The organism is Corallococcus llansteffanensis (genome assembly GCF_003612055.1).
In the GTDB taxonomy this organism is placed as follows: Bacteria; Myxococcota; Myxococcia; order Myxococcales; family Myxococcaceae; genus Corallococcus; species Corallococcus llansteffanensis.
Genome location: NZ_RAWB01000126.1, coordinates 1 through 19,639, shown reverse-complemented (window position 1 = coordinate 19,639; position 19,639 = coordinate 1). Strand labels below are relative to the sequence as shown.

17 protein-coding genes are annotated in these 19,639 nt (G+C 72.1%); 9 read left to right on the top strand and 8 right to left on the bottom strand.

The genetic code is table 11. From position 1 onward, the window contains the following. The coding region (locus D7V93_RS14220; RefSeq protein ID WP_120643932.1) for a DUF4139 domain-containing protein at positions 1-941 on the bottom strand (941 nt) is incomplete at its 3' end. Between the two features lie 72 nt (positions 942-1,013). Then, the gene (locus D7V93_RS14215) at positions 1,014-1,922 is read right to left on the bottom strand and encodes a hypothetical protein (RefSeq protein WP_120643931.1); all 909 of its coding nucleotides are present in this window, start codon (positions 1,920-1,922) and stop codon (positions 1,014-1,016) included. Between the two features lie 127 nt (positions 1,923-2,049). On the opposite strand from D7V93_RS14215, the gene D7V93_RS14210 reads away from it, so the two are divergent. Then, a complete protein-coding gene (locus D7V93_RS14210) occupies positions 2,050-3,039 on the top strand; it encodes an alpha/beta fold hydrolase (protein ID WP_120643930.1) in 990 nt (329 codons plus the stop codon). Here the strand turns inward: D7V93_RS14210 and D7V93_RS14205 are convergent. After that, entirely contained in the window at positions 3,036-3,587 is a 552-nt protein-coding gene (locus tag D7V93_RS14205; RefSeq protein WP_120643929.1) for a M15 family metallopeptidase, read from the bottom strand. The genes D7V93_RS14210 and D7V93_RS14205 overlap by 4 nt on opposite strands. A 133-nt stretch (positions 3,588-3,720) precedes the next feature. On the opposite strand from D7V93_RS14205, the gene D7V93_RS14200 reads away from it, so the two are divergent. Next, a complete protein-coding gene (locus D7V93_RS14200; protein ID WP_120643928.1) occupies positions 3,721-5,145 on the top strand; it encodes a lipase maturation factor family protein in 1,425 nt (474 codons plus the stop codon). A gap of 18 nt (positions 5,146-5,163) precedes the next feature. Here D7V93_RS14200 and D7V93_RS14195 read toward each other — a convergent pair whose 3' ends face one another. The 4 genes from D7V93_RS14195 to dgcN all read right to left on the bottom strand — a co-directional run bounded on the left by D7V93_RS14195 (position 5,164) and on the right by dgcN (position 9,238). Then, positions 5,164-5,565 carry an MGMT family protein gene (locus D7V93_RS14195; RefSeq protein ID WP_120643927.1) on the bottom strand — a complete coding sequence of 134 codons (402 nt, stop codon included), beginning with the start codon at positions 5,563-5,565 and terminating at the stop codon, positions 5,164-5,166. A gap of 88 nt (positions 5,566-5,653) precedes the next feature. After that, positions 5,654-7,303, bottom strand: a complete 1,650-nt coding sequence (locus tag D7V93_RS14190; RefSeq protein WP_120643926.1) for a DUF2339 domain-containing protein — start codon at positions 7,301-7,303, stop codon at positions 5,654-5,656. Positions 7,304-7,443: 140 nt separating this feature from the next. Continuing rightward, positions 7,444-8,172 carry a YebC/PmpR family DNA-binding transcriptional regulator gene (locus tag D7V93_RS14185; RefSeq protein WP_120613953.1) on the bottom strand — a complete coding sequence of 243 codons (729 nt, stop codon included), beginning with the start codon at positions 8,170-8,172 and terminating at the stop codon, positions 7,444-7,446. Positions 8,173-8,224: 52 nt separating this feature from the next. After that, entirely contained in the window at positions 8,225-9,238 is a 1,014-nt protein-coding gene (dgcN, locus tag D7V93_RS14180; protein ID WP_120643925.1) for an N-acetyltransferase DgcN, read from the bottom strand. Between the two features lie 128 nt (positions 9,239-9,366). Here dgcN and D7V93_RS14175 point away from each other — a divergent pair, with 128 nt between their 5' ends. The 5 genes from D7V93_RS14175 (at position 9,367) to D7V93_RS14155 (ending at position 15,491) form a co-directional block, all read left to right on the top strand. After that, the gene (locus D7V93_RS14175; protein ID WP_120643924.1) at positions 9,367-9,996 is read left to right on the top strand and encodes a hypothetical protein; all 630 of its coding nucleotides are present in this window, start codon (positions 9,367-9,369) and stop codon (positions 9,994-9,996) included. Between the two features lie 164 nt (positions 9,997-10,160). Beyond that, positions 10,161-10,715 (top strand): RNA polymerase sigma factor, encoded by a 555-nt coding sequence (locus D7V93_RS14170; protein WP_244237305.1) that lies wholly within the window; start codon positions 10,161-10,163, stop codon positions 10,713-10,715. Further along, positions 10,712-13,687, top strand: coding sequence for a CHAT domain-containing protein (locus D7V93_RS14165; RefSeq protein ID WP_120643922.1), 2,976 nt, complete (start codon positions 10,712-10,714; stop codon positions 13,685-13,687). Before D7V93_RS14170 ends, D7V93_RS14165 begins: the two co-directional genes overlap by 4 nt. 82 nt (positions 13,688-13,769) lie before the next feature. Beyond that, positions 13,770-14,261, top strand: a complete 492-nt coding sequence (locus tag D7V93_RS14160; protein ID WP_147451176.1) for a hypothetical protein — start codon at positions 13,770-13,772, stop codon at positions 14,259-14,261. Positions 14,262-14,573: 312 nt separating this feature from the next. Beyond that, the gene (locus D7V93_RS14155) at positions 14,574-15,491 is read left to right on the top strand and encodes a hypothetical protein (RefSeq protein WP_244237304.1); all 918 of its coding nucleotides are present in this window, start codon (positions 14,574-14,576) and stop codon (positions 15,489-15,491) included. 18 nt (positions 15,492-15,509) lie between these two features. Here the strand turns inward: D7V93_RS14155 and D7V93_RS14150 are convergent, their stop codons facing one another. After that, complete coding sequence (locus D7V93_RS14150; RefSeq protein WP_120612407.1) at positions 15,510-16,040, bottom strand: FHA domain-containing protein; 531 nt, start codon at positions 16,038-16,040, stop codon at positions 15,510-15,512. Between the two features lie 127 nt (positions 16,041-16,167). On the opposite strand from D7V93_RS14150, the gene greA reads away from it, so the two are divergent. Next, positions 16,168-16,683: a transcription elongation factor GreA gene (gene greA / locus D7V93_RS14145; protein ID WP_120643920.1), complete on the top strand. Its 516-nt coding sequence runs from the start codon at positions 16,168-16,170 to the stop codon at positions 16,681-16,683. 109 nt (positions 16,684-16,792) lie between these two features. Then, the coding region (gene recG / locus D7V93_RS14140) for an ATP-dependent DNA helicase RecG (protein WP_120643919.1) at positions 16,793-19,639 on the top strand (2,847 nt) is incomplete at its 3' end.

Here is a 19,639-nt window from a genome sequence, read left to right as displayed (position 1 = left end):
GGGGAAGGGGGCTCCGGGGCGCGCATGGCGTCGTAGCCCGCGAACAGCTCGTCCAGGCCCGGTGCGGCCTCGCGCCACCCCGAGCGCGGCGGCGGGGGCTGACTGCGGCCGATGCGCAGCGACTTCAGCTCCGGCACCTCCGCGCGCCGCTCCAGGTCCGCGGTGGAGACGGAGAGCCGCACCCCCGTCCAGTCCTCGCCGGTGCGCTGGAGCACGGCCGCGCGCATGCGCAGCGTGCCTTCCTCCAGCGTGCGGGGCAGGCGCAGGTCATAGGTGGGCACCCAGCGCGCGCCGGACACGGCGTACTCCAGCACGAGGCGCGCGGCCCCGGTCGCGGGGAGGGGACCGGACAGCGTCAGCAGCGCCGCGCGGAACAGCCGGGCCCGGTCGCCGGAGAGCGCCGAGGACAGCTCCTGGATGCGCCTGCGCCGCAACTCCACCTCACCCGTGGCGTCGCGCTGCTGCCGCTCCAACTCCAGCCGCTGGGCATGCAGCGCCGCCAGCTCGCCGTCCACGAAGCCCGCCAGGGACAACATCGCGGACAGGGGCGCCTCGCGCGGGGGCTGACCCTTGCGCGTCGGCGGGAAGGTGGGCGTCAGGCGCTGGAGCGTCTCCAGATCCATGCGCACGCGCTCCAGCCGGCCATGCACGTCCGACAGCGCGGCCTCCGCCGCTTCGAGCGCGTGCTGCTCCGAGGGCAGGTCCGACTCCGCCGGCAGCTTCACGTCGAAGGCGGGCCGCAGGTCGCGGACGAGCAGCCCGGAGGGCCCCTCCACCACCCGCGCCCGCAGGGAGCCCGTGCGCAGGGCGAGCGGCAGGCCATCGATGCGGACCTTGTCGGGCAGGTGTCCCTGCTCCGGGGACAGCACGAAGGCGCGCGTGCACAGCGCTCCTTCGGCATGAACCGTGACGGACTCCAGGACGGACGGTACGACGCGCATGGGCCCCCGCTTCCGTGTTGAAGGCCCGCACGCTAACCGACAGCGTCGCGAATGGCGACGGAGGAGACGACGTCAGAACGCCCGGTTCACCGCGTAGCCGCAGATCCGGTGCTCGGCCTTGTAGGTCGCCGGGCCGGGGATGCCGTCGATGGGGCCCGTGTAGCCGAAGCCGCGGCCCACCGTCTGCACGCGGGTCCAGTAGATGGAGCCCGGGATGCCGTCCTCCTGCGCGGAGGTCCGGGGGGTGCCCCGGCTGTTCAGCTCGCGCGCGGTGATGCGCACCCGGACCTTCTCCGTGGCCGGCCCCGTCACCCCGTCGATGGGCCCCGTGTAGCCGAAGTCGCGCTGGCCCACCGTCTGGATGCGCTTGTAATAGATCTCACCCGGGATGCCGTCGAACTCCGTGGTCGTCTGCGGCAGTCCGCCCGGTGAGCCGCCGCCGCCCGCGATGCGTCCGCCCGCGTAGTCCATGGACCAGCCCAGGTAGCGCGCGCCCGTCTTCGCCGAGTAGCCCGCCACGCTGTTGATGCCAATCGCATCCCCCCAGGACTGCGACAGGTTGTACGTCGCCATGAAGACCGTCCCGCCACCGCCGTTCAGGTCCGCGCCCACGTGGCCCGCCGACCCGATGTCCCACCAGTGGAAGGCCCCGATCAGCGCCGTCGACGCGTTCGTCGAGACGATCTTCGACGCCCGGTAGGCCTCGATGGCCGTGGGCCGCGCCGAGGACGCCGGAAGCTCCCCGAAGCGGAACATCAGCGAGCCGCACCACTGGTTCCACGTGCCGCCGTCCCGCGTGGGATGGGCGGCCGCATAGGCCCGCGCCCGGTCATAGATGGGCGAGTTCGCCTCCCCCTCCACGGTTCCAATCCCAGACACGTCCTGCGCTGGAGCCTCCACCGCGCTCCCACCACAGGCGGACAGCATCAGGCCCGCGGTCAGCAGCAGGGCAGGGGACCACGTCATCCAATTCGAGCGCATCGTCTGTCTCCAGGAGGGCAATCCAGTGTGGATTGAAAGTTTGAAATAAATCTGACTATACACGGATTGCGAGCTTGTGTCTGGTTTCGCGCCGGGGACAGCGCGAACCGTGCGAAGGTCCTGGGCCATGCGAATGTCCTGGTTCAGCTCCGCGGTGTTGCTGCTCTCCGCCTGTGCCACCACCCCCTCCGTGCCTCCGGGGGGCGACGTGGATCCCCTGCACCAGGTGCGGCGGGTCCAGGTGGCCCAGGACGTGGAACTGGAGGTGCTCGACTACGGCGGTACGGGGCCGGCGCTCGTGTTCCTGCCGGGCATGGGCAGCACCGCCCATATCTTCGACGTGCTGGCGCCCGAGTTCCTCGGCACCCACCACGTGTATGCGTTCACCCGCCGTGGCTATGGTGCGTCGAGCTGGCCGGCCTCCGGCTACGACAGCGCGACGCTGGGGCATGACGTGCTGGTCGCGCTCGACGGGCTGGGGCTCGCGAAGGCGACGCTCGCGGGCCACTCCCTCGCGGGCGATGAGATGACCTGGCTGGGCGCCCATCACCCGGAGCGCGTGGAGGCGCTGATCTTCCTGGACGCGACGGACGACCGGGGGGAGATCGCGGTGTTCCTGAAGGATGGTCCCCTGCCACCCCTGCCGTTCTCCATGCTCGACGGCCAGCCCTCACGCGAGGCCGTGGCCGCCATCATCGAGCGCGACCTGGGCGGCCGCTTCCCGCCCCATGAAATCGAGCAGGCGTATGAGTTCGACGCAACGACTGGCGCCTGGCTGCGCCACCACCGGCACCCCGATGCCGTGGAGCTGTCGGTGCGCGGCGTGGCCCTGCCGGACTTCGCGAAGCTGCGAGGCCCCGTGCTGGCCATCTCCGACGAGCAGGCCTTCACCGATTGGGTTGCCGCCCTGTCCACGAGCGAGGGCGTGTCCGCGCAGATGCGCGAGCGGGCCCGGCTCTTCCTGCCGGAGATCCGCGAGCACGAGGCCGCCAAGACCGCCCTGCTCAAGGGCCTGCCGAACTGGAAGCTCGTGACGCTCCAGGGCGCCGGCCACTACCTCTGGCTCACGCGCCACGCGGAGGTCGTGGCCGAGATGCGCGCCTTCCTCGCGCGCTAGCTGGCGTCGGTGCGGACCAGGGCTGGCGCGGGCTCCGGCTTCACGAGCAGCGGCTGGCCCAGGCAGTCCTGGCCATCCCCGGGGGCGGACGTGCTGCGCGGCCGGTACTCCCAGTGCCACGGCTCCGACGCCACGGTGCGGCGGAAGCCGAAGCGACAGGCGTTCCCCGCGAGCCATTCGTAGGTGGGCGACTCCAGGTGGCTGCCCACGACCAGATCCACCGCCAGCCCACGCTGGTGGTTGGAGCGCCCCGGTCGCGCGGCCTGCGCCCCCAGGCCCTTGCGGTACAGGCGCCACAGGGAGCGCTGCTGCCGGTACGAACGCCAGGCGCTCGTCACGAGTAGCGATTGCCCCGACTCGCGGGCCGCCGTCGCCATGCGCTCGAAGGCGGCGGCCGCGTCACGGTGGAGCCGGTGCCCGCTGTGGATGCGCACGAAGCGCGGCCCCTTCGCCTTCGCCTTGCGGACCTTCGCGTCCTGGGCGAACCCGGCGGGGGCCAGCAGACAGAGGAGGAGCACGAGGCTCCGGCGTAGCTGGGAGAGCGACATTCGGAGGTCCAAGCAGGAGGCGAAGCACCACGGTGACGCCTTTATTCCCCGCTGAAAAGCAGGCGGGGCGCCGAGCGCTTCCGGCTCGCCGCCGGCCCCTGAAGGAACCCGGGCCCGGACATAGCGTTGAGGCATGCCTGAATGGCTCCACGCACCGGACCTCTGGCTTGCGCGGCTCGTGCTCCAGCGCGGCCTGGGGGGCTGCTACCTCCTCGCCTTCCTCGTCGCGCTGTTGCAGTTCCGGCCGCTGCTCGGCGAGCACGGTCTGCTCCCGGTCCCCCGCTTCCTTGCCCGGGTGCGCTTCCGCGACACGCCGAGCGTGTTCCATCTGCGCTACTCCGACCGCCTGCTGGTGGCGGTCGCGCTCGTCGGCATCCTCCTGTCGCTCACCGTCGTCCTGGGCCTCCCCGACGCGTGGCCCATCCCTCTCACGATCGCCACCTGGCTCGTACTGTGGGCGCTCTATCTCTCCATCGTCAACGTCGGGCAGACCTTCTATTCCTTCGGCTGGGAGTCGCTCCTCCTCGAGGCCGGGTTCCTCGCCGCGTTCCTGGGCCCGGCCTGGAGCGCGGTGCCGGCTCCGGTCCTCTGGCTCTTCCGGTGGCTGCTGTTCCGCGTCGAGTTCGGGGCCGGGCTGATCAAAATGCGCGGCGACCCGTGCTGGAAGAAGCTCACCTGTCTCGACTACCACCACGAGACGCAGCCGATGCCCAACCCCCTCTCCTGGTACTTCCACCACCTGCCCGGGCCGCTGCACCGGCTCGAGGTGCTCGGGAGCCACTTCGCCCAGCTCGTCGCACCGTTCCTGCTGTTCTTCCCGCAGCCCATCGCCACCTTCGCGGGGCTCTTCATCGCGCTCACGCAGGCGTGGCTCCTCCTGAGCGGCAACTACTCCTGGCTCAACTTCGTCACCCTCCTCCTCGCGGCCTCGGCCCTCGACGGTGCCGTGCTTGGGCACGTCCTGCCCCTGGGTCGCGCCAGCATGAGCGTCGTCCCCTGGCACGACGGGCTCGTCCTCGCGATCACCGTGCTCCTCGTCGCGCTCTCCTACCAGCCCGCGCGCAACCTCTTCGCACGCGAGCAGCTCATGAACGCCAGCTTCGAGCCGCTCCGCCTCGTCAACACGTACGGAGCCTTCGGCAGCGTCACTCGCAAGCGCTACGAGGTCGTCATCGAGGGCACGAACGACGAGCGCCTCACGCCGGCCACCGAGTGGCGGGAGTACGAGTTCCGAGGCAAGCCGACCGACCCGAAGCAGCGCCCGTCGCAGTGGGCGCCGTACCACCTGCGGCTCGACTGGCTCATGTGGTTCGCCGCGCTCTCACCGTCGTACCCGCCCCGGTGGTTCCCGCCGTTCATGGAGAAGCTGCTGCGGGGCGACGCGGCGACGCTCCGCCTGCTGCGACACAACCCCTTCCCGGTGCACCCGCCGCGCACGCTTCGCGCCGTCCTGTACCGCTACCGCTTCACGACCTGGCGGGAGCGGCGCGACACGGGCGCGTGGTGGGAGCGCACGCGCGTGGGCGACTACTTCCCGCCGACCCGGCTCAGCGCCTGACGCCGCGTCGCACGAAGGTCAGAAGAGCTTGAGCTGGGCGGCCGGTGCCGGCGCGTCCCGGGGCGGCAGCACGGTGAAGCCGTGGGCGCGGGCCCAGGCCTCGCTCGGGCCCGCCCAGTGGTGCGCGTCCATGCGCACGTGGCCCTTGTCGTCGAAGGCCACCCCTTCGGACTCCAGCAGCTCCCGCTGGCGGAGCCCGGAGGTGCTGATGCCGCCCGTGCGGTTGATGATGCGCTGCCAGGGCACGCTCGCCGCGCGCGAGCCCAGCGCGGCCATGGCGTGGCCCACGGTGCGCGCATCGCAGCCCTGGCCCACGATGGCGGCGATGTCCCCATAGGTGGCCACCTGTCCGGAGGGCACCTGTTCGCAGACCAGGAAGATGCGCTCGAACGGGTCCTGCGTGTCGGTGGGTGACGCCATCGGGGCCTCCAGGGGGAGCGGTTTCGCGCCTGGAATCCCGCATCCCGCGGTGCGCCGTCAAGCCCGCGGCGCGGCCCGGGTCCGTCCGTCAACCGCGCCGATCGCGCAGCCGCGTATATGTGAATGAGACCACCAGGAGCATCACCCCGAGGAGGATGAAGGTGAGAACCCGCTGATCCGGAGGTAGACGTGCCACGTCCACCAGCACCAGCCGCACCAGCGCCAGCCCCATCACCGCCAGCGCGGCCAGCCGGTACCACCGCTCGCGCACCGCGAAGCCCAGGCCGAAGAGGAGGAACGCGGCGATGACCCAGCCCAGGGTGACGAGCCCCGCCGGCATCCGCGCGCCTACCAGCGCCACCAGGGACAGGCCCGCGCCCACCGCGCACACCGCCGTGAACAGCGTGCGCGCCTCGGGTTCGGGCAGGCCTGGGACGCGCACCGTCCCGCCGCGCTCCACCAGCACGAACGCGACCACCAGCCCCGCGAGCAGCGTCAGCCGGCCTGGCGTTCCCCACTCACATGCCGCCAGCGCCACGAAGAGGATGAGCACGCCCACGCCGCGCAGCACCGGCGAACCGACCCCGCGCGCGGCCAGTCCCGCGACGAGCCCCGTCACCGTCCAGGCCGCCACCAGCGCGACGTCTTCGTAGCGGGCGGGCATCGCCAGCGCGAGCGTCACCGCCCCCAGCGCGAGGTACGCGTGCGTCAGCGCCACCGGTGCGCGCTGGAGCCGAGCCACCGCCGCCGCCACGCCCTGCGCCGCGGCGACGATGAGCAGGAAGGAGAAGAGGTGCGAGTCCTGCTCCTGGGAGACCTCGTATGCGCCCAGCGACACGAGGCCCGCCCAGTTGAGCAGCGTGAACGCGAGGCTCGCGCGCAGCGGCAGGTCGCGCGGACGGGCGAGCAGCGCCACGGAGAACAGCAGGAAGTAGAGCGCGAGGAAGCCCAGGCTCAGGAACAGCCGATCATCCTCTGCCGCGCCGGGAGCCATGTGGCCGGTGCGCACGGCCCAGACGACGTGCGTGCTGTAGACGGCCACGAGGCTGGACAGGGGGACGATGACCCAGCGGTTGCGCACGAGGAAGAACAGCGCCCCGGCCGCCAGCAGCGTGGTGGACAGCAACGTGAACGCGGTGATGTCGCTGAGCATCCCGGTGTGCAGACCCAGGAACAGCGCGATGCCCGCCACCGTCTCCGACTGCATCCGGTGCGCGATGGTGACGATGGCCACCACGAACCCCGCGAGCAGCACCAGCGACAGCACCTGGCTGTCGATGACCCGCACCGCCGGGATGAAGTGCAGCGCGTAGGTGACGAAGTACGCGAGCGCCAGCCCACCGCCGAAGACGATGCGGCCGAACAGCTCGTGCCGCCGCGCCAGCCACAGCCCGAACGCGCCCAGCCCCGCGCTGAGCAGGTAGCCCGCGCCCACGCGCGCCAGCACGCCCAGCTCCCCGAAGCGGTAGGTGATGAGGTACGCGATGCCGATGATGAGCGCCACGATGCCCAGGCGGCTCAACCAGTAGGTGCCGAGGTGCGCCTCCAGATCTCTTCGCTCGGGCGTCGCCGCCGGGGGCGCGACGGTGGGGGGCGGTGGTGCGAGCGTGGGACGTGCCTCGCCCGTGCCCTCCAACCGCGCGAGGCGCGCCTCCAGGGCCGTGACCGTGGCCTCCAGCCGCTTCACCGTGTCCCGCAGGTCCTGCCCTTCGCCTTCGTCCGACTTCGACTCCACCATGGACTCCCCTCGTGCCTCGGCGCATCCACGACCGGGTGCTCAGCGCGGCGGAGCTTCAGCAGCTCTGACGCCGCGAGGCGTGGCGCCGGCCCCCTTCAGGCACATGGGGGCCGGTGCTTCGTCCGGAGGTCAGGCGGACGTCAGGCGAGGTTGTGGAACACGTGCTGCACGTCGTCGTCCTGCTCCAGCATGTCCACGAGCTTGAGGACTTCCTGGGCCTGCTCCTCGGGCAGCTCCTTGAGGGTGCCGGGCAGGGGGATGTACTCGGACTCCGCGGACAGGGGCGTGATGCCCTTGGCTTCGATGGCCGCCTGGAGCTTGCCGAAGTCCGCGAACTCGCAGCGCAGGAGGAGCTGCTTCTCCCCCTTCTCGCCGGTCGTTTCACCCATCTCCTGCAGGCCGTGGTCGATGAGCTCCAGCTCCAGCGTCTCCAGATCCAACCCTTCGGGGTCCAGGCGGATGGCGCCCGTGCGCTGGAACATGCGGGACACGCCGCCCGAGGTGGCCATGCTTCCGCCCAGCTTGGTGAACGGGAAGCGGACGTTGGCCACGGTGCGCACGATGTTGTCCGTCGCCGTCTCCACCAGCACGCCGACGCCGTGGGGCGCGTAGCCCTCGTAGAGGACGATCTGGTAGTCGGCTTGGTCCTGGCCGCTGGCGCGTTTGATCGCGCTCTCCACGTTGTTCTTCGGCATGTTCGCCGCGCGGGCATTCTGGATGGCCCGGCGCAGCGCGGAGTTGGAGGTCGGGTCAGGCCCGCCGGCCTTCACCGCGATCACGATGTCCTTCGTGATGCGCGTGAAGATCTTCGCCATCTTGTTCCAGCGGGCGAACATCGTCGCCTTGCGTGTCTCGAAAATGCGTCCCATGGTGCCTCCAATCATATTCGCGACCCGCCCCGGGAGGACGGGTTTCGCTCGGTCACCCGCGCGGGAAGCGGCTCGCCAGTGCGTCGGCCAGGGGGCCCGCCCCCGTGCGCAGGGGGTCCACGCAGGGCAGGCCGTGCGCGCGGCCGGTGGCCTCCAGCAGCGCCAGGGCCTCCGCTTCGCCCAGGTGTTCGGTGTTGATGGCGATGCCCGTGCACTGGATGGCGGGGTTCGTCAGCCGGCCCTCCAGCACCGTGCGGTCGATGACGTCCTGGATTGACGGCAGCGGGTGCTGCACGCCGCGCATGCGCGTCCGCGTGGGCTCGTGGCAGACGATGAAGGCGTCCGGCTGCGCGCCGTGCAGCAGGCCCAGCGTGACGCCCGCGAACGAGGGGTGGAACAGCGAGCCCTGGCCCTCCACCACGTCCCAGTGGTCCGCGTCGTTGGCGGGGGTGAGCCACTCCGCCGCGCCCGCGACAAAGTCGGACACGACGGCATCCAGCGCCACGCCCCGCCCGGAGATGAGGATGCCTGTCTGGCCGGTGGCCCGGAAGTCGGCCTTCCACCCGCGCTGCCGCAGCTCCTTCTCCAAGGCCAGCGCCGTGTACTTCTTGCCCACCGCGCAGTCGGTGCCCACGGTCAGCACGCGCAGGCCGGGACGCTTCAGGCCCTGGCCGGTGGCGAAGTCCCGGTCCGGAAACCGCACGTCGTGCAGCTTGCGTCCGTGTCGCGCCGCCGCGGCGGCCACGGCGGGGAACGAGCCCAGGCGCTTGTGCAGCCCGGTGGCCACGTCCAGCCCGGCCTCCAGCGCCTGCACCAGCGTGGCGATCCACGCGTCCGCGAGCACGCCGCCCGGGTTCACCACGCCCACCACGAGGGTGCGCGCGCCCCGGGCCTTCGCCTGGGCCAGGTCCATGTCGGGCAGGCCACAGTCCGCCACACACCCGGGCAGGCGGAGCTGACCCACGCACCACTCGGGCCGCCAGTCCACGATGCCGTGGGCCGTCTTGGCCGCGAGCTGGTCCTTCACGTCTCCCAGGAACAGCAGATAGGGCTTGTCGATGTCCACGCGGCGGTGCCTTAGCACGGCGCAAAAAGGCCGTGGAAATGGGGCGGGGGAATAAGCGCGACACCGGACGTAACAGGGCAGGGGCCCACGCAGTCCTGTTCTTCCCCGCCCCCTTCCGGAGTCGTCCCATGCGTCTCACCTCGTCCGCCGCGCTCCTGTTCGCCGCCTCGCTCGCCACCGCCTGTGGAGGCCCGCTGGAGGAGGAGCCCCAGACAGCCGCGGTCGTGGACGAGTCCCTCGCCAGCCAGGAGCAGGGCGTGGACGAGTCCTGTGTCGGTTCCAGCGTGGTGCTGGCGCAGCCGGATGGCGCGTCGGTCGGGGTCGTCTTTCCCCGCTGCTCGTATGCTGACTTCTCCGGGACGTCCAATGACGGCACCTACGATCAGACGTCGTGCCCCCACCGCTTCGTGACCGAGCTCACGAACCTGAACGGCAAGTTCGCCCAGCCCTTCGTGGAGGCCATCCCGTCGTCGGCCAACGTCACCGAGAGCGCCTGCAAGGCCGCGCTGATCGCGGGCGCCGCGTTCGGCTACCTCAACGGGTACTGGTACAGCCTGGGCAACGTCAGCACCGCCGGCATCTGGCACCCGGCGACCCCGGGCCCCATCTCCTTCCCGGCCTACTGCCAGTTGCGCTTCGGCATCGGCAACGGCGCGTCGGGCTATACGAAGATGCGGGTCACCGGCATCGGGGCGGCGCTCGGTGTCTTCCCCATGCGCGTGCGCACGGGCGTGAGCCTGGGCAACGGCCCCTGCTAGCCCTCCGGGCAACCCCATGGGGCAGCCCACCCGGACGGTGGGATCCACAGGGGCGGGTGTCGTTGGACTTCGCGGCCGGGGCGGCTCCTGCTAGGAACGGGGCTGTGGTGTTCCGCCCGCGATCGCCCCGCGCCGCCCCCCGGCCCGGGGAGTCCTCCGCATCCGTGAAGGAGGCGACCCCGACCTCCGTCGAGGATGCCAGGGCGTTCCAGGCGATCGTCGCCCGGTGCGCACCCGCGTTGGAAGAGCGGGCCCGCATCCTGTGCCGGGGGCGCAGCCCCTCGGACGCGAAGGACCTGTTGCAGGAGACCTACGAGCGGGCCTTCCGCGCGTTTCATACGTATGACCGGTCCGCGCCTCCCATGGCGTGGCTGGCGTCCATCCTCGTGCGGCGCTTCCTCGACTGGTACCGGCATGACCGGCGCCACCCTCACGAGGAGTTCACCGACGCGATGGGGGACACCCTGTCGGAGCCAGAAGCTCCGCCGGAAGTCTGGGCGCACTACACGATTGAAGACGTGTGGAGCGCGGTGGAACAGCTTCCCCCGGAGCTGCGCGAGGTGGTCCGCATGAAGGACATGGAGCGACAGAGCTACGCGGAGATCGGCCGACGGCTCGGCATCCCGTCCATGACGGTGGGCACCCGCCTGTTCCGGGCGCGCAAGAAGCTCAAGGAGCTCCTCCTCACTCGCCAGGGCAGCGCCGGAGTCTCGTCGTGACCCCTGCCTGCTGCGAACAGCTCGCCGCCTTCGTGGACGGAGAGCTGACCCCGGAGGAGGCCCAGGCCTTCAGCCTCCATCTGGCAGACTGCGCGGAGTGCCAGGCGGGGCTGGAGGATCAGGTGCAGGCGAGCCTCGCGGTGCAGGCCGCCGCGGAGGCCCGGCCCGTGGAGCGCCCGGAGTCGCGGCCCGAGGCCCGCTCCGAGACGAGGCCGCGCTTTCGTCCGACCTGGGACCGCCGGCGCGTGGTGGGCTTCTCCGCCATGGCCGCCTCCGTGGTGCTCGCCGTGCTGGCGGTGGTGCGTCCGTGGCGCGCGTCCGACGCGGGACGCGAGCTGCCCTTCGCCCTCGCGTCCGCGCGCTCGTTGGAAGGCCGCCTGAGCCACCCCGGCCTGCAGGGCCACCGCGCTTTGGGCACGATGCGCAGCGGCGCGGCCGGGCGGACGGAGCTGGACCTGCGGGCGCTGGCGGAGCTGGAGGCGCGCGGGGACGTGCACGGCGTGGCGACCGCCTACCTCGTGTCCGGTGACTTCGAGCGCGCGGAGCACCTCCTGGAGAAGCTGCCCCCGTCGCCCGCCGTCCTCGGCGACCTGGCGCTGGCGGCGCTGGGGCTGGGCCAGCCGGAGCGCGCGCTGCGGCGGCTGGAGGCCGGGCTGGAGGCGGCGCCGGACGACCCGCGCCTGCACTGGAACCGGGGGCTCGCGCTCCAGGCCCTGTCGCTGGAGCTGGCCGCCGCGGCGGAGTTCCAGCGGGTGGTGGACGCGAAGGAGCCGGGCTGGAGCACCGAGGCGGCGTCGCGCGCGGACGGCCTGCGCCGGGGCGCGCTGGGGCGGCGCGACTCGTGGCAGGCGATGAACGCGGCCGGCATGGCGCTGGCGCTGGAGGGCACGCCGTACCCGTCCACCCTCGCGCGGCGCAACCCGGACCTGGCGCGGCTGTACCTCTACCACGCGCTGCGCGCGGCCCCGTCCGTGGAGCGCGTGAGAGCGCTGCTGCCGCTGGCGACGGTGCTGGACGACGTCACCCGCACCAAGACGGCCACCGCCTACGTGGCGCGCGTGGCGGAGGCGGACTTCGCCCGGCGCGGCCCGCTGGCGGCCACCTACCGCGCGGTGCTGGGCGGACAGGAGATGCTGGAGGGAGAGCAGGCGGCCGCGTACCTCGCGAAGCTGCGGCGCTCCAGCGAGCGCGACCTGCTGCTGGGCGCGGTGCTGCTCATGCACCAGGAGGACCGCTACGTGGACGAGCTCACGGCCCTGGTGCGCCAGTCCGGCGAGCCCGCGTGGTACGAGGCGCCGCTCGCCCGGGGCCGGGCCCAGGCCGCGCTGGCCCGGGGCGACCTGGAGACGGCGGAGAAGTCGCTGCAAGAGGGCCTCGCGTCATGCCGGAGCGCGGGCTTCCAGTACCGCTGCGTGGACCTCCAGCAGCACCTGGCCGCGCTCTACAACCGCCTGGACCGGCGCAAGGAGGCCGAAGGGCTGGCGCGCTCGGCGTTGGAGGAGGCGTTCCGCACCGACAGCTGGTTCCAGGAAGAGGTGCTGCTGTCGGACCTGGTGACGAGCGCGCGGCTGAGCCACGCCCCGGCCCTGGCCCGCGCGTACCTGGACGAGTACGTGCAGCACGCGCCGGAGGACTGTGCCCGGCGCTCGGAGTACCATCACGCGCGCGCGCTCCTCGCGGTGGAGGACCTGGATGCGAAGGCGGCCCGGCACGAGGTGGAGGCGGCCATCGCCTGTCCCACCGCGCCCACGCTCGTGGAGCTCGCCGTCGCGGGCGACCTCCTGCGGCTGGAGGGCGGCGCGGTCCCCGGGCGGGAGCTGGACCGGGTGCGCGAGCGGATCCGCGTGCTGCGCGAGGACCCGTCCCTGACGGTCGGGGAGCGGCTGCTCGTGGACCACATCGAGGGGCGCATCCTCATCGAGCGCGACCGCGAGGCGGGCCAGCGGCTCCTGCGCGGGGTCATCACCGGGTCGGCGCTGAAGCGCTCCTCCGACATCGAGGCGCGCAAGGCCTGGTCCCACAGCCACCACGTGCTGGTGATGGACGCGGGCCGCGCGAAGGAGTGGGACGCGGCCGTGGCGCTGCTCGCGGAGGAGCTGGACCGTCCCGCGCCCACGTCGTGCCTGCTGGCGCTGGCTGGCCAGGACGAGCGGCTGCTCTTCGTCGTCCGGGACGCTGCCGGCGCCGGGGACGGGGTATTCCTGAACGCCCTGAAGCGCCCCTTGCGCGAACAGGTGCCGGAGGTCCCCGAGGGCCTGCTCCAGCGGCTCTCCGGCTGCGGGACGGTGCGCGTGCTCGCGGAGCCCATCCTCCAGGGGCGTCCCGGGCTGCTGTCGCCGGACCGGGCCTGGAGCTACCTGGCCCCCGGCGGGCACCGCGTCGCCGCGCCCGCCCAGGCGCCCGCCTTCAAGCGGCTGGTGGTGTCGGACGTGGAGCCGCCCGCGTCCCTGGCGCTGCCGCGCCTGATGCCGTGGAAGGGCGCCGCGGGGCCAGGCGACGTCCACCTGCGGGGCCGCGCGGCGACGCCGGAGGCGGTGCTCGCGGAGATGGAGGATGCCACGGAGGTGGAGCTGCACACGCACGGCCTCTCCGGCACCGGCCTGTCCGACGCGGCCTTCCTGGCGCTGTCCCCGGATGGGGCCGGCCGCTACGCGCTGAGCGCGGGTGACCTGGAGGGTCACACGCTCCGGGGCTCGCCCGTGGTGCTGCTGGCCGCGTGCGACGCGAACGTGGGCGCGTGGCGCTACCATGCCGTGTGGAGCCTGCCGGCCGCGCTCATCCAGGCGGGGGCGCGCGCGGTGGTGGCGCCGTCCACGCAGGTGCCGGACGTGGAGGCAGGGGCGTTCTTCCAGGCGCTGCTGGAGACGCTGCGTCGCGGCGTGCCTCCCGCCGAGGCGCTCCGGGACACCCGGGCCCGCTGGCTCCAGCAGGGCAGCGCCAGGTGGGTTCAGGACCTGGTCGCGTTCGAGTAGGCTCCCCGCGAATATTGGCGGCTTTCCTCGTATGGGAGCCAGAGGGGGATTCATGCATCAGCGTTGGAAGTCCGCAGTGGGGATGATGGCAGTCGGTGTGTTCGCCATGACGGCGACGAGCGCGGAGGCCGAGGACGTGAAGATTCCGAGCCAGGCAGTGAGGCCCGTGCCCCGCGCGATTCCCGCCGCCAGCCAGGCGGCGAAGAGCAGCGGCACGGTGGAGGTGGCGGTGGACGAGGGCGCCAGGGGCACCCGGCTGTACCGGTTCGACCGGGGCAGCGGGACGCTCACCCTGGTGAAGCAGCTCAGCCAGAAGGAGGCTCCCAGCTCCATCTCCCGCTTCAAGGACCTGCAGACCGCGGAGCGCGCGGCCCCCGTGTCGAACGTGGACAAGGGCGGCGCCGTCTCTCCCGAGGGCAAGCCCCCCAAGGGTGGCCCTCCCGGCGGACACGATCCCGGCCTCATCACCCAGGCGGACTTCGCGGCCCTCAGCCGTGAGCTGGCGCGCCTCAAGGTGGAGAAGTCGCAGGTGAAGATCGGCACCATCCAGCAGGCGCAGTCGCAGGTGCGGTAGGACCCGCGCTTTCGGTGCGGAGTCTCGAAGGCTGAGAAGGCTTGAAGGCCGCGGCTTCCGGGGGCGGGTGGCAGGTGCACTCGCCCCGGAGGGTCGCGGCCTTCGTGTTTGTGGATGTGCCGCCACGCACCCGTTCAGCCCTCGACGCGCGGAGTGTCCGCCCCGGGCCCGTGCACCCCTTCCCCGAGCATTTACGGCCTTGCTGGGAGAACAGTGTGTTCGCATTTTTCTTCTAAGAATGGCCTGGTGGGCCTGTCGCGGGGGAGCGTGAACATGGGATGCATGGGGAACAGGGACCGTCGTGGAGCCACGGTGCGGAAGCTGTCGGGGGGGCTGGTGCTGGTCCTGACGACGCTGGGGATGGGTTGTGGTGGTGGCGCCCAGGAGTTCGCGCCACCCGTCCCGGAGGGCAGGCTGGAGCAGGCGGCCTTGAGCCACAACCAACTGTCCACCAATGGCTTGTCCTTCAATGGGCTGTCGTTCAATGGCTTATCATTCAACGGGCTGTCCCAGAGCGGCTTGTCCCAGGCCGCCTTCGCGTCGTGGTTCAGCGACAACCCGGCACGGGCGGACGAGGTCATGCGCTACATCGTCCGCTGCGCGGTGCCGGAGGGCCAGACGCGCACGTACCTCCATGCCCAGACAAACAAGACGTACACCTGGCCGGGCCTGCTGGGGCTGGCGCCGGGCTGGGCGGGGGGCGCGACCGCGACCGTGGCCGAGCAGCAGGTCGTCTCCGCGTGCCTCGTGGCGCACGCCAACCCGTTCGGCGTGAGCGTGCCCCTCTCCGTGCAGGGCCGCGACGCGTTGGGGCAGGTGCTGGCCTCCTCCCCCGAGGAGCTGGCGGAGTTCTCCCGGCCGGAGTCGTGCTTCTTCGGCAACCTCTTCCAGAACCAGGGCATGTACGCGGGCAGCCAGAACCCGCCCCTGAACGCGAACCAGAGCACCTCGCGCGCCTGCGCGGTGGTGGACGGCTCCGGGACGCCGCGCCGGGCGTGCGCGCCCATCGTCTACGTGGGCAGCTGCGCGGCGGCGTGCACGCTGGATGCGGCGACCGGGGTCTCCTTCCTGAGATGCAAGGTGGGCGACGTCTACTTCCAGCCCCTCACCACGCGCGTGCGCGACGCGGACCTGGCCGTCTGCGGCGACGGCAGGTGCCAGGTGACGGAGTCGTGTGGCACGTCCAATACGTACAACGCGTGCGCGGCGGACTGCGGGGCGTGTCCCTGACGGCGGGGGGCGGCTTGCTCAGCCGGAGTGGGAGCCCAGGCCGGAGGCCGCGCCCGCGCGCAGCCGCTCGTGGAGCGCGTCGGTGAGCAGGTACCAGAACTGCACGTTGCCGAAGCTGAGGATGTCGCCGCCCCGGAGCGACACCTCACGGTGCCCGATGGTGCTGGCGTTGACGAAGGTGCCGTTGGTGGAGCCCAGGTCCCGCACGGTGCAGCGGGCTTCCGCGCGGCTCCACCGCAGCTCCGCGTGCTGCTTGGAGACGGAGCCGTCGTCCAGCACCAGCTCGCAGTCCATCCTCCGGCCAATCCTCAGCGCGTCCGAGTCCTTGAGGGTGGGCAGGGTGGCGACGAGCAGGTCGTCGAATTCGAAGAGCAGGGAGAGCATGCCCTGTTCGATGTCGCCCGGATCCGCCATGCGGGTGGGGGCGAGCACGGCGGCGGACAGCTCCGCGGGCGGGCGCTGCACGAGGGCGAAGGGGCCCAGCTGGTGCTGGAAGGTACCCACGGGGAGGGCGGCGGCGAGCGCGCGCATTTCTCTGACGGACAGCACGGGGGCAGCCTAACGGGTCGGCCGTCGGGCGCACAGCCGTTACCGGACGATGGGGCGACGGCTTTCGTTGACCCGCTTGTCACTCGTTCCCTACATTGGTTGTTTCCAGATGGAAGGAGCAGTTTCGATGAGCGGGAGCGACAACATCCCGATGACCCCCCACGGTCTGCGGAAGCTCAAGGACGAGCTGAAGCACCTCCAGTCCGTGGAGCGGGGAAAGATTTCGCGTGAGATCGAGGTCGCGCGCGCGCACGGCGACCTGCGGGAGAACGCCGAGTACCACGCCGCCAAGGAGAAGCAGTCGCACATCGAGGGGCGCATCCTCACGCTCAACGACTGGATTGCCCGCGCGGAGGTCATCGACCCGGCGAAGCTGGGCGGCGACAAGGTCGTCTTCGGCGCCACCGTGGAGCTGGTGGACACGGAGACCGACAAGTCCATCTCCTACCGGCTGGTGGGCGAGACGGAGGCCGACCTGAAGAAGCGCTGGCTGGCCGTCACCTCGCCGGTGGCGCGCGCCCTCATCGGCAAGAAGGTGGGCGACGTCGCCACGGTGCAGAGCCCCGGCGGCGTGCGCGAGCTGGAGGTGGTGAAGGTCTGGTTCGAGGAGCCGCAGGACGACGCGCCGCACAGCGAGGGGTGATGCCCGGTCGTCCGGGTGTCTTTCGGGGGAGTGGGCGCACGCTCGCTCCCCCGGTTTCGTTTCCCGCGTGGCGTCAGGCCCGCTTCGTAGGATGGAGGCTGGAAACCGCGTGAACCACCCGCTCGCCAGCCTCGTTGGACCGCTGAAGTACGCCTGCCAGCGCGACTTCGCCCAGCTCGGGACCGTCCGGGACCTGCGCACCCTGATGGAGCGCACCCTGGCCGCGGCCGGCGGCGTGGACGCGCGGGCGCTCGAGGACCTGCGGGCGGCCCTTCCGCACGTGGATCCCCCCGCGCCTCCGGAGCACCGCAAGGCGGCGCTGCGCCAGGTGCTGGGCGCGCTGAAGCTCAGCGGCGTGGCGCTGCCGGAAGAGCTGGAGCGGGTGGTCGTCACGGGGGAGATCAACGCCGTGGCGGCCCGCGTCCCCAGGGCGCCGGAGCGGGGGCACGTGCTGGAAGGGGAGCTGGTCCCCGCGCTGCCCCGTCGGCGGATGACGCCTCCCCAGGGGATGGCGGCGCCGCAGGGGAACACCGTGCCGGCCTGGCGCTCCCAGGACCCCGTGTCGACGCTGGGGGGCGGTGCGGTCCGCTCCGGGCCCGCCGTGGCCCCGGGGACCGTGGGCGTGGGCGCCGCCCGTGGGGCTTCCGTCCAGGCTGCCTCGGCTGTGCAGCCACCGGCGATGCCTCGCGTGGCACGCATGGACGGTGGCTCCCCGGGCCGGGCTGCTGCCCCGGTGCTCCCGGCTGGGGCCATGTCCCGCACCTCGGGCGCCGCGCCGGTTCGCGCTCCGGGGCCCCGCACGGGCGTTGGCGCGGACCCCCGCAAGGTGGCCTTGCCGGTGGGCCCCGAGGCCCCGGCTCCGGCCGAGAAGGGCAAGCGGAAGAAGAAGGCCAAGGCCGTGGGCGCGGAGGCCTCGCGCTCGGAGGCGAAGCTGCTCTCCATCGCGCCGCGCTCCGGCCCGCTGTCCGCGCCGCTCAAGACGCTGGGCAAGCGCCTGGGGCCGCGCCTCGTGGCGGTCCTGGACAAGAAGGGCCTGCGCCGCACCGGCGACATCCTGTTCCTGTTGCCACGCTGTTACGAGGACCGGCGCCGGCTGCGCACCATCGCGGAGCTCATCCCCGGCGAGCGCGGCGTGACGGTGGGCGTGGTGAAGACGGCGGACTTCGTCCCGGGACGGGGCGGCCGGCGCATGTTCCGCGCCGTCGTGGGGGACCGCTCCGGCAGCATCGCCGCGACGTACTTCCACGCGGGGCCCTGGCTCAAGAGCCGCTTCTCCGTGGGCAAGCAGCTCGTGCTGTCCGGCGAGGTGCGCGCCTCCATGAACGGCCGGGAGATGGCCCACCCGGAGCTGGAGCCCGCCGAGGACCTGGAGTCCACGGCCTCCGTCCACTTCCACCGCATCGTCCCCATCTACCCGGGCTTCGAGCGCGGCGAGCAGCGCTCGTTCCGCGAGCTGGCGGCGCGCATCAGCGAACAGCACGCGCACCACCTGGAGGAACCGCTGCCCGCGGACCTGCGCCGCCGCTACCACCTGATGGGGCTGCCAGACGCGCTGCGCTTCATCCACTTCCCGCCGGAGGACGCGGACCTGGAGGCGCTGGACGCGCACCAGAGCCCCGCGCACCGCCGGCTCGCGTTCGACGAGCTGTTCTTCCTCCAGCTCGGCATGGCGCTCAAGCGCCAGGACGTGAAGGCGGAGGAGGGCATCGCCTTCAACATCGCCCCGGAGCGCCTGGAGAAGGCCCGCGGCGCGCTGCCCTTCCAGCTCACCGGCGCCCAGGCGCGCGTGGTGGAGGACCTGGCCCGGGACATGGCGCGGCCGGAGCCGATGAGCCGGCTGGTGCAGGGCGACGTCGGCAGCGGCAAGACGGCGGTGGCGCTCGTGGCCGCCCTGGTCGCGCTGCAGGATGGCTACCAGGTGGCGGTGATGGCCCCCACGGAAATCCTGGCCGAACAGCACGAGCGCACCTTCCGCCGCATCCTGGAGCCGCTGGGCTTCCGCGTGGGGCTGGTGAGCGCGGCGGGCACCGCGAAGCACAAGCGCGCGGTGCGCGAGGCCGTGGCGAAGGGCGAACTGCACCTCGCGGTGGGCACGCACGCGCTGCTCGAGGGTGGCGTGTCCTTCCAGAAGCTGGGGCTCGTGGTCATCGACGAGCAGCACCGCTTCGGCGTGCTCCAGCGCCAGACGCTGATGGGCAAGGGCGTCATGCCGGACGTGCTGGTGATGACGGCCACGCCCATCCCGCGCACGCTCGCGATGACGCTGTACGGCGACCTGGACGTCTCCATCATCGACCAGCTCCCCCCGGGCCGCACGCCCATCACGACGCGCGTCTTCAACAACCAGTACCGCGCGCGCGTCTACGAGGCGGTGGCGGCGGAGCTGGCCAAGGGCCACCAGGCCTACGTCGTCTATCCGCTGGTGGAGGAGTCGGAGAAGCTGGACCTGGAGGACGCCACGCAGGGCGCGGAGAAGTTGCAGCAGGTGTTCCCTACCGCGCGCGTGGGTCTGCTGCACGGGCGCATGAAGGCGGAGGAGAAGGACGCCGTCATGGAGGCCTTCCGCGAGAAGACCCTTCAGCTCCTCGTGTGCACCACCGTGGTGGAGGTGGGCGTGGACGTGCCCAACGCGTCCGTGATGGTGGTGGAGTCCGCGGAGCGCTTCGGCCTGTCGCAGCTGCACCAGCTCCGGGGCCGGGTGGGCCGTGGGGCCGCGGCCAGCTACTGCTTCCTCGTCGCGGGCGCCGCGCGCTCCTGGGAGTCCACCGAGCGGCTGGGCGTGATGGAGCGCAGCAGCGACGGCTTCGTCATCGCGGAGAAGGACCTGGAGATCCGCGGCCCCGGCGAGTTCCTGGGCACGCGGCAGAGCGGCCTGCCGGAGCTGGCCGTGGCCAACCTGGTGCGCGACGGCGACCTGCTGTCGCTCGCGCAGGCGGAGGCGCGGCGGATCATGGAC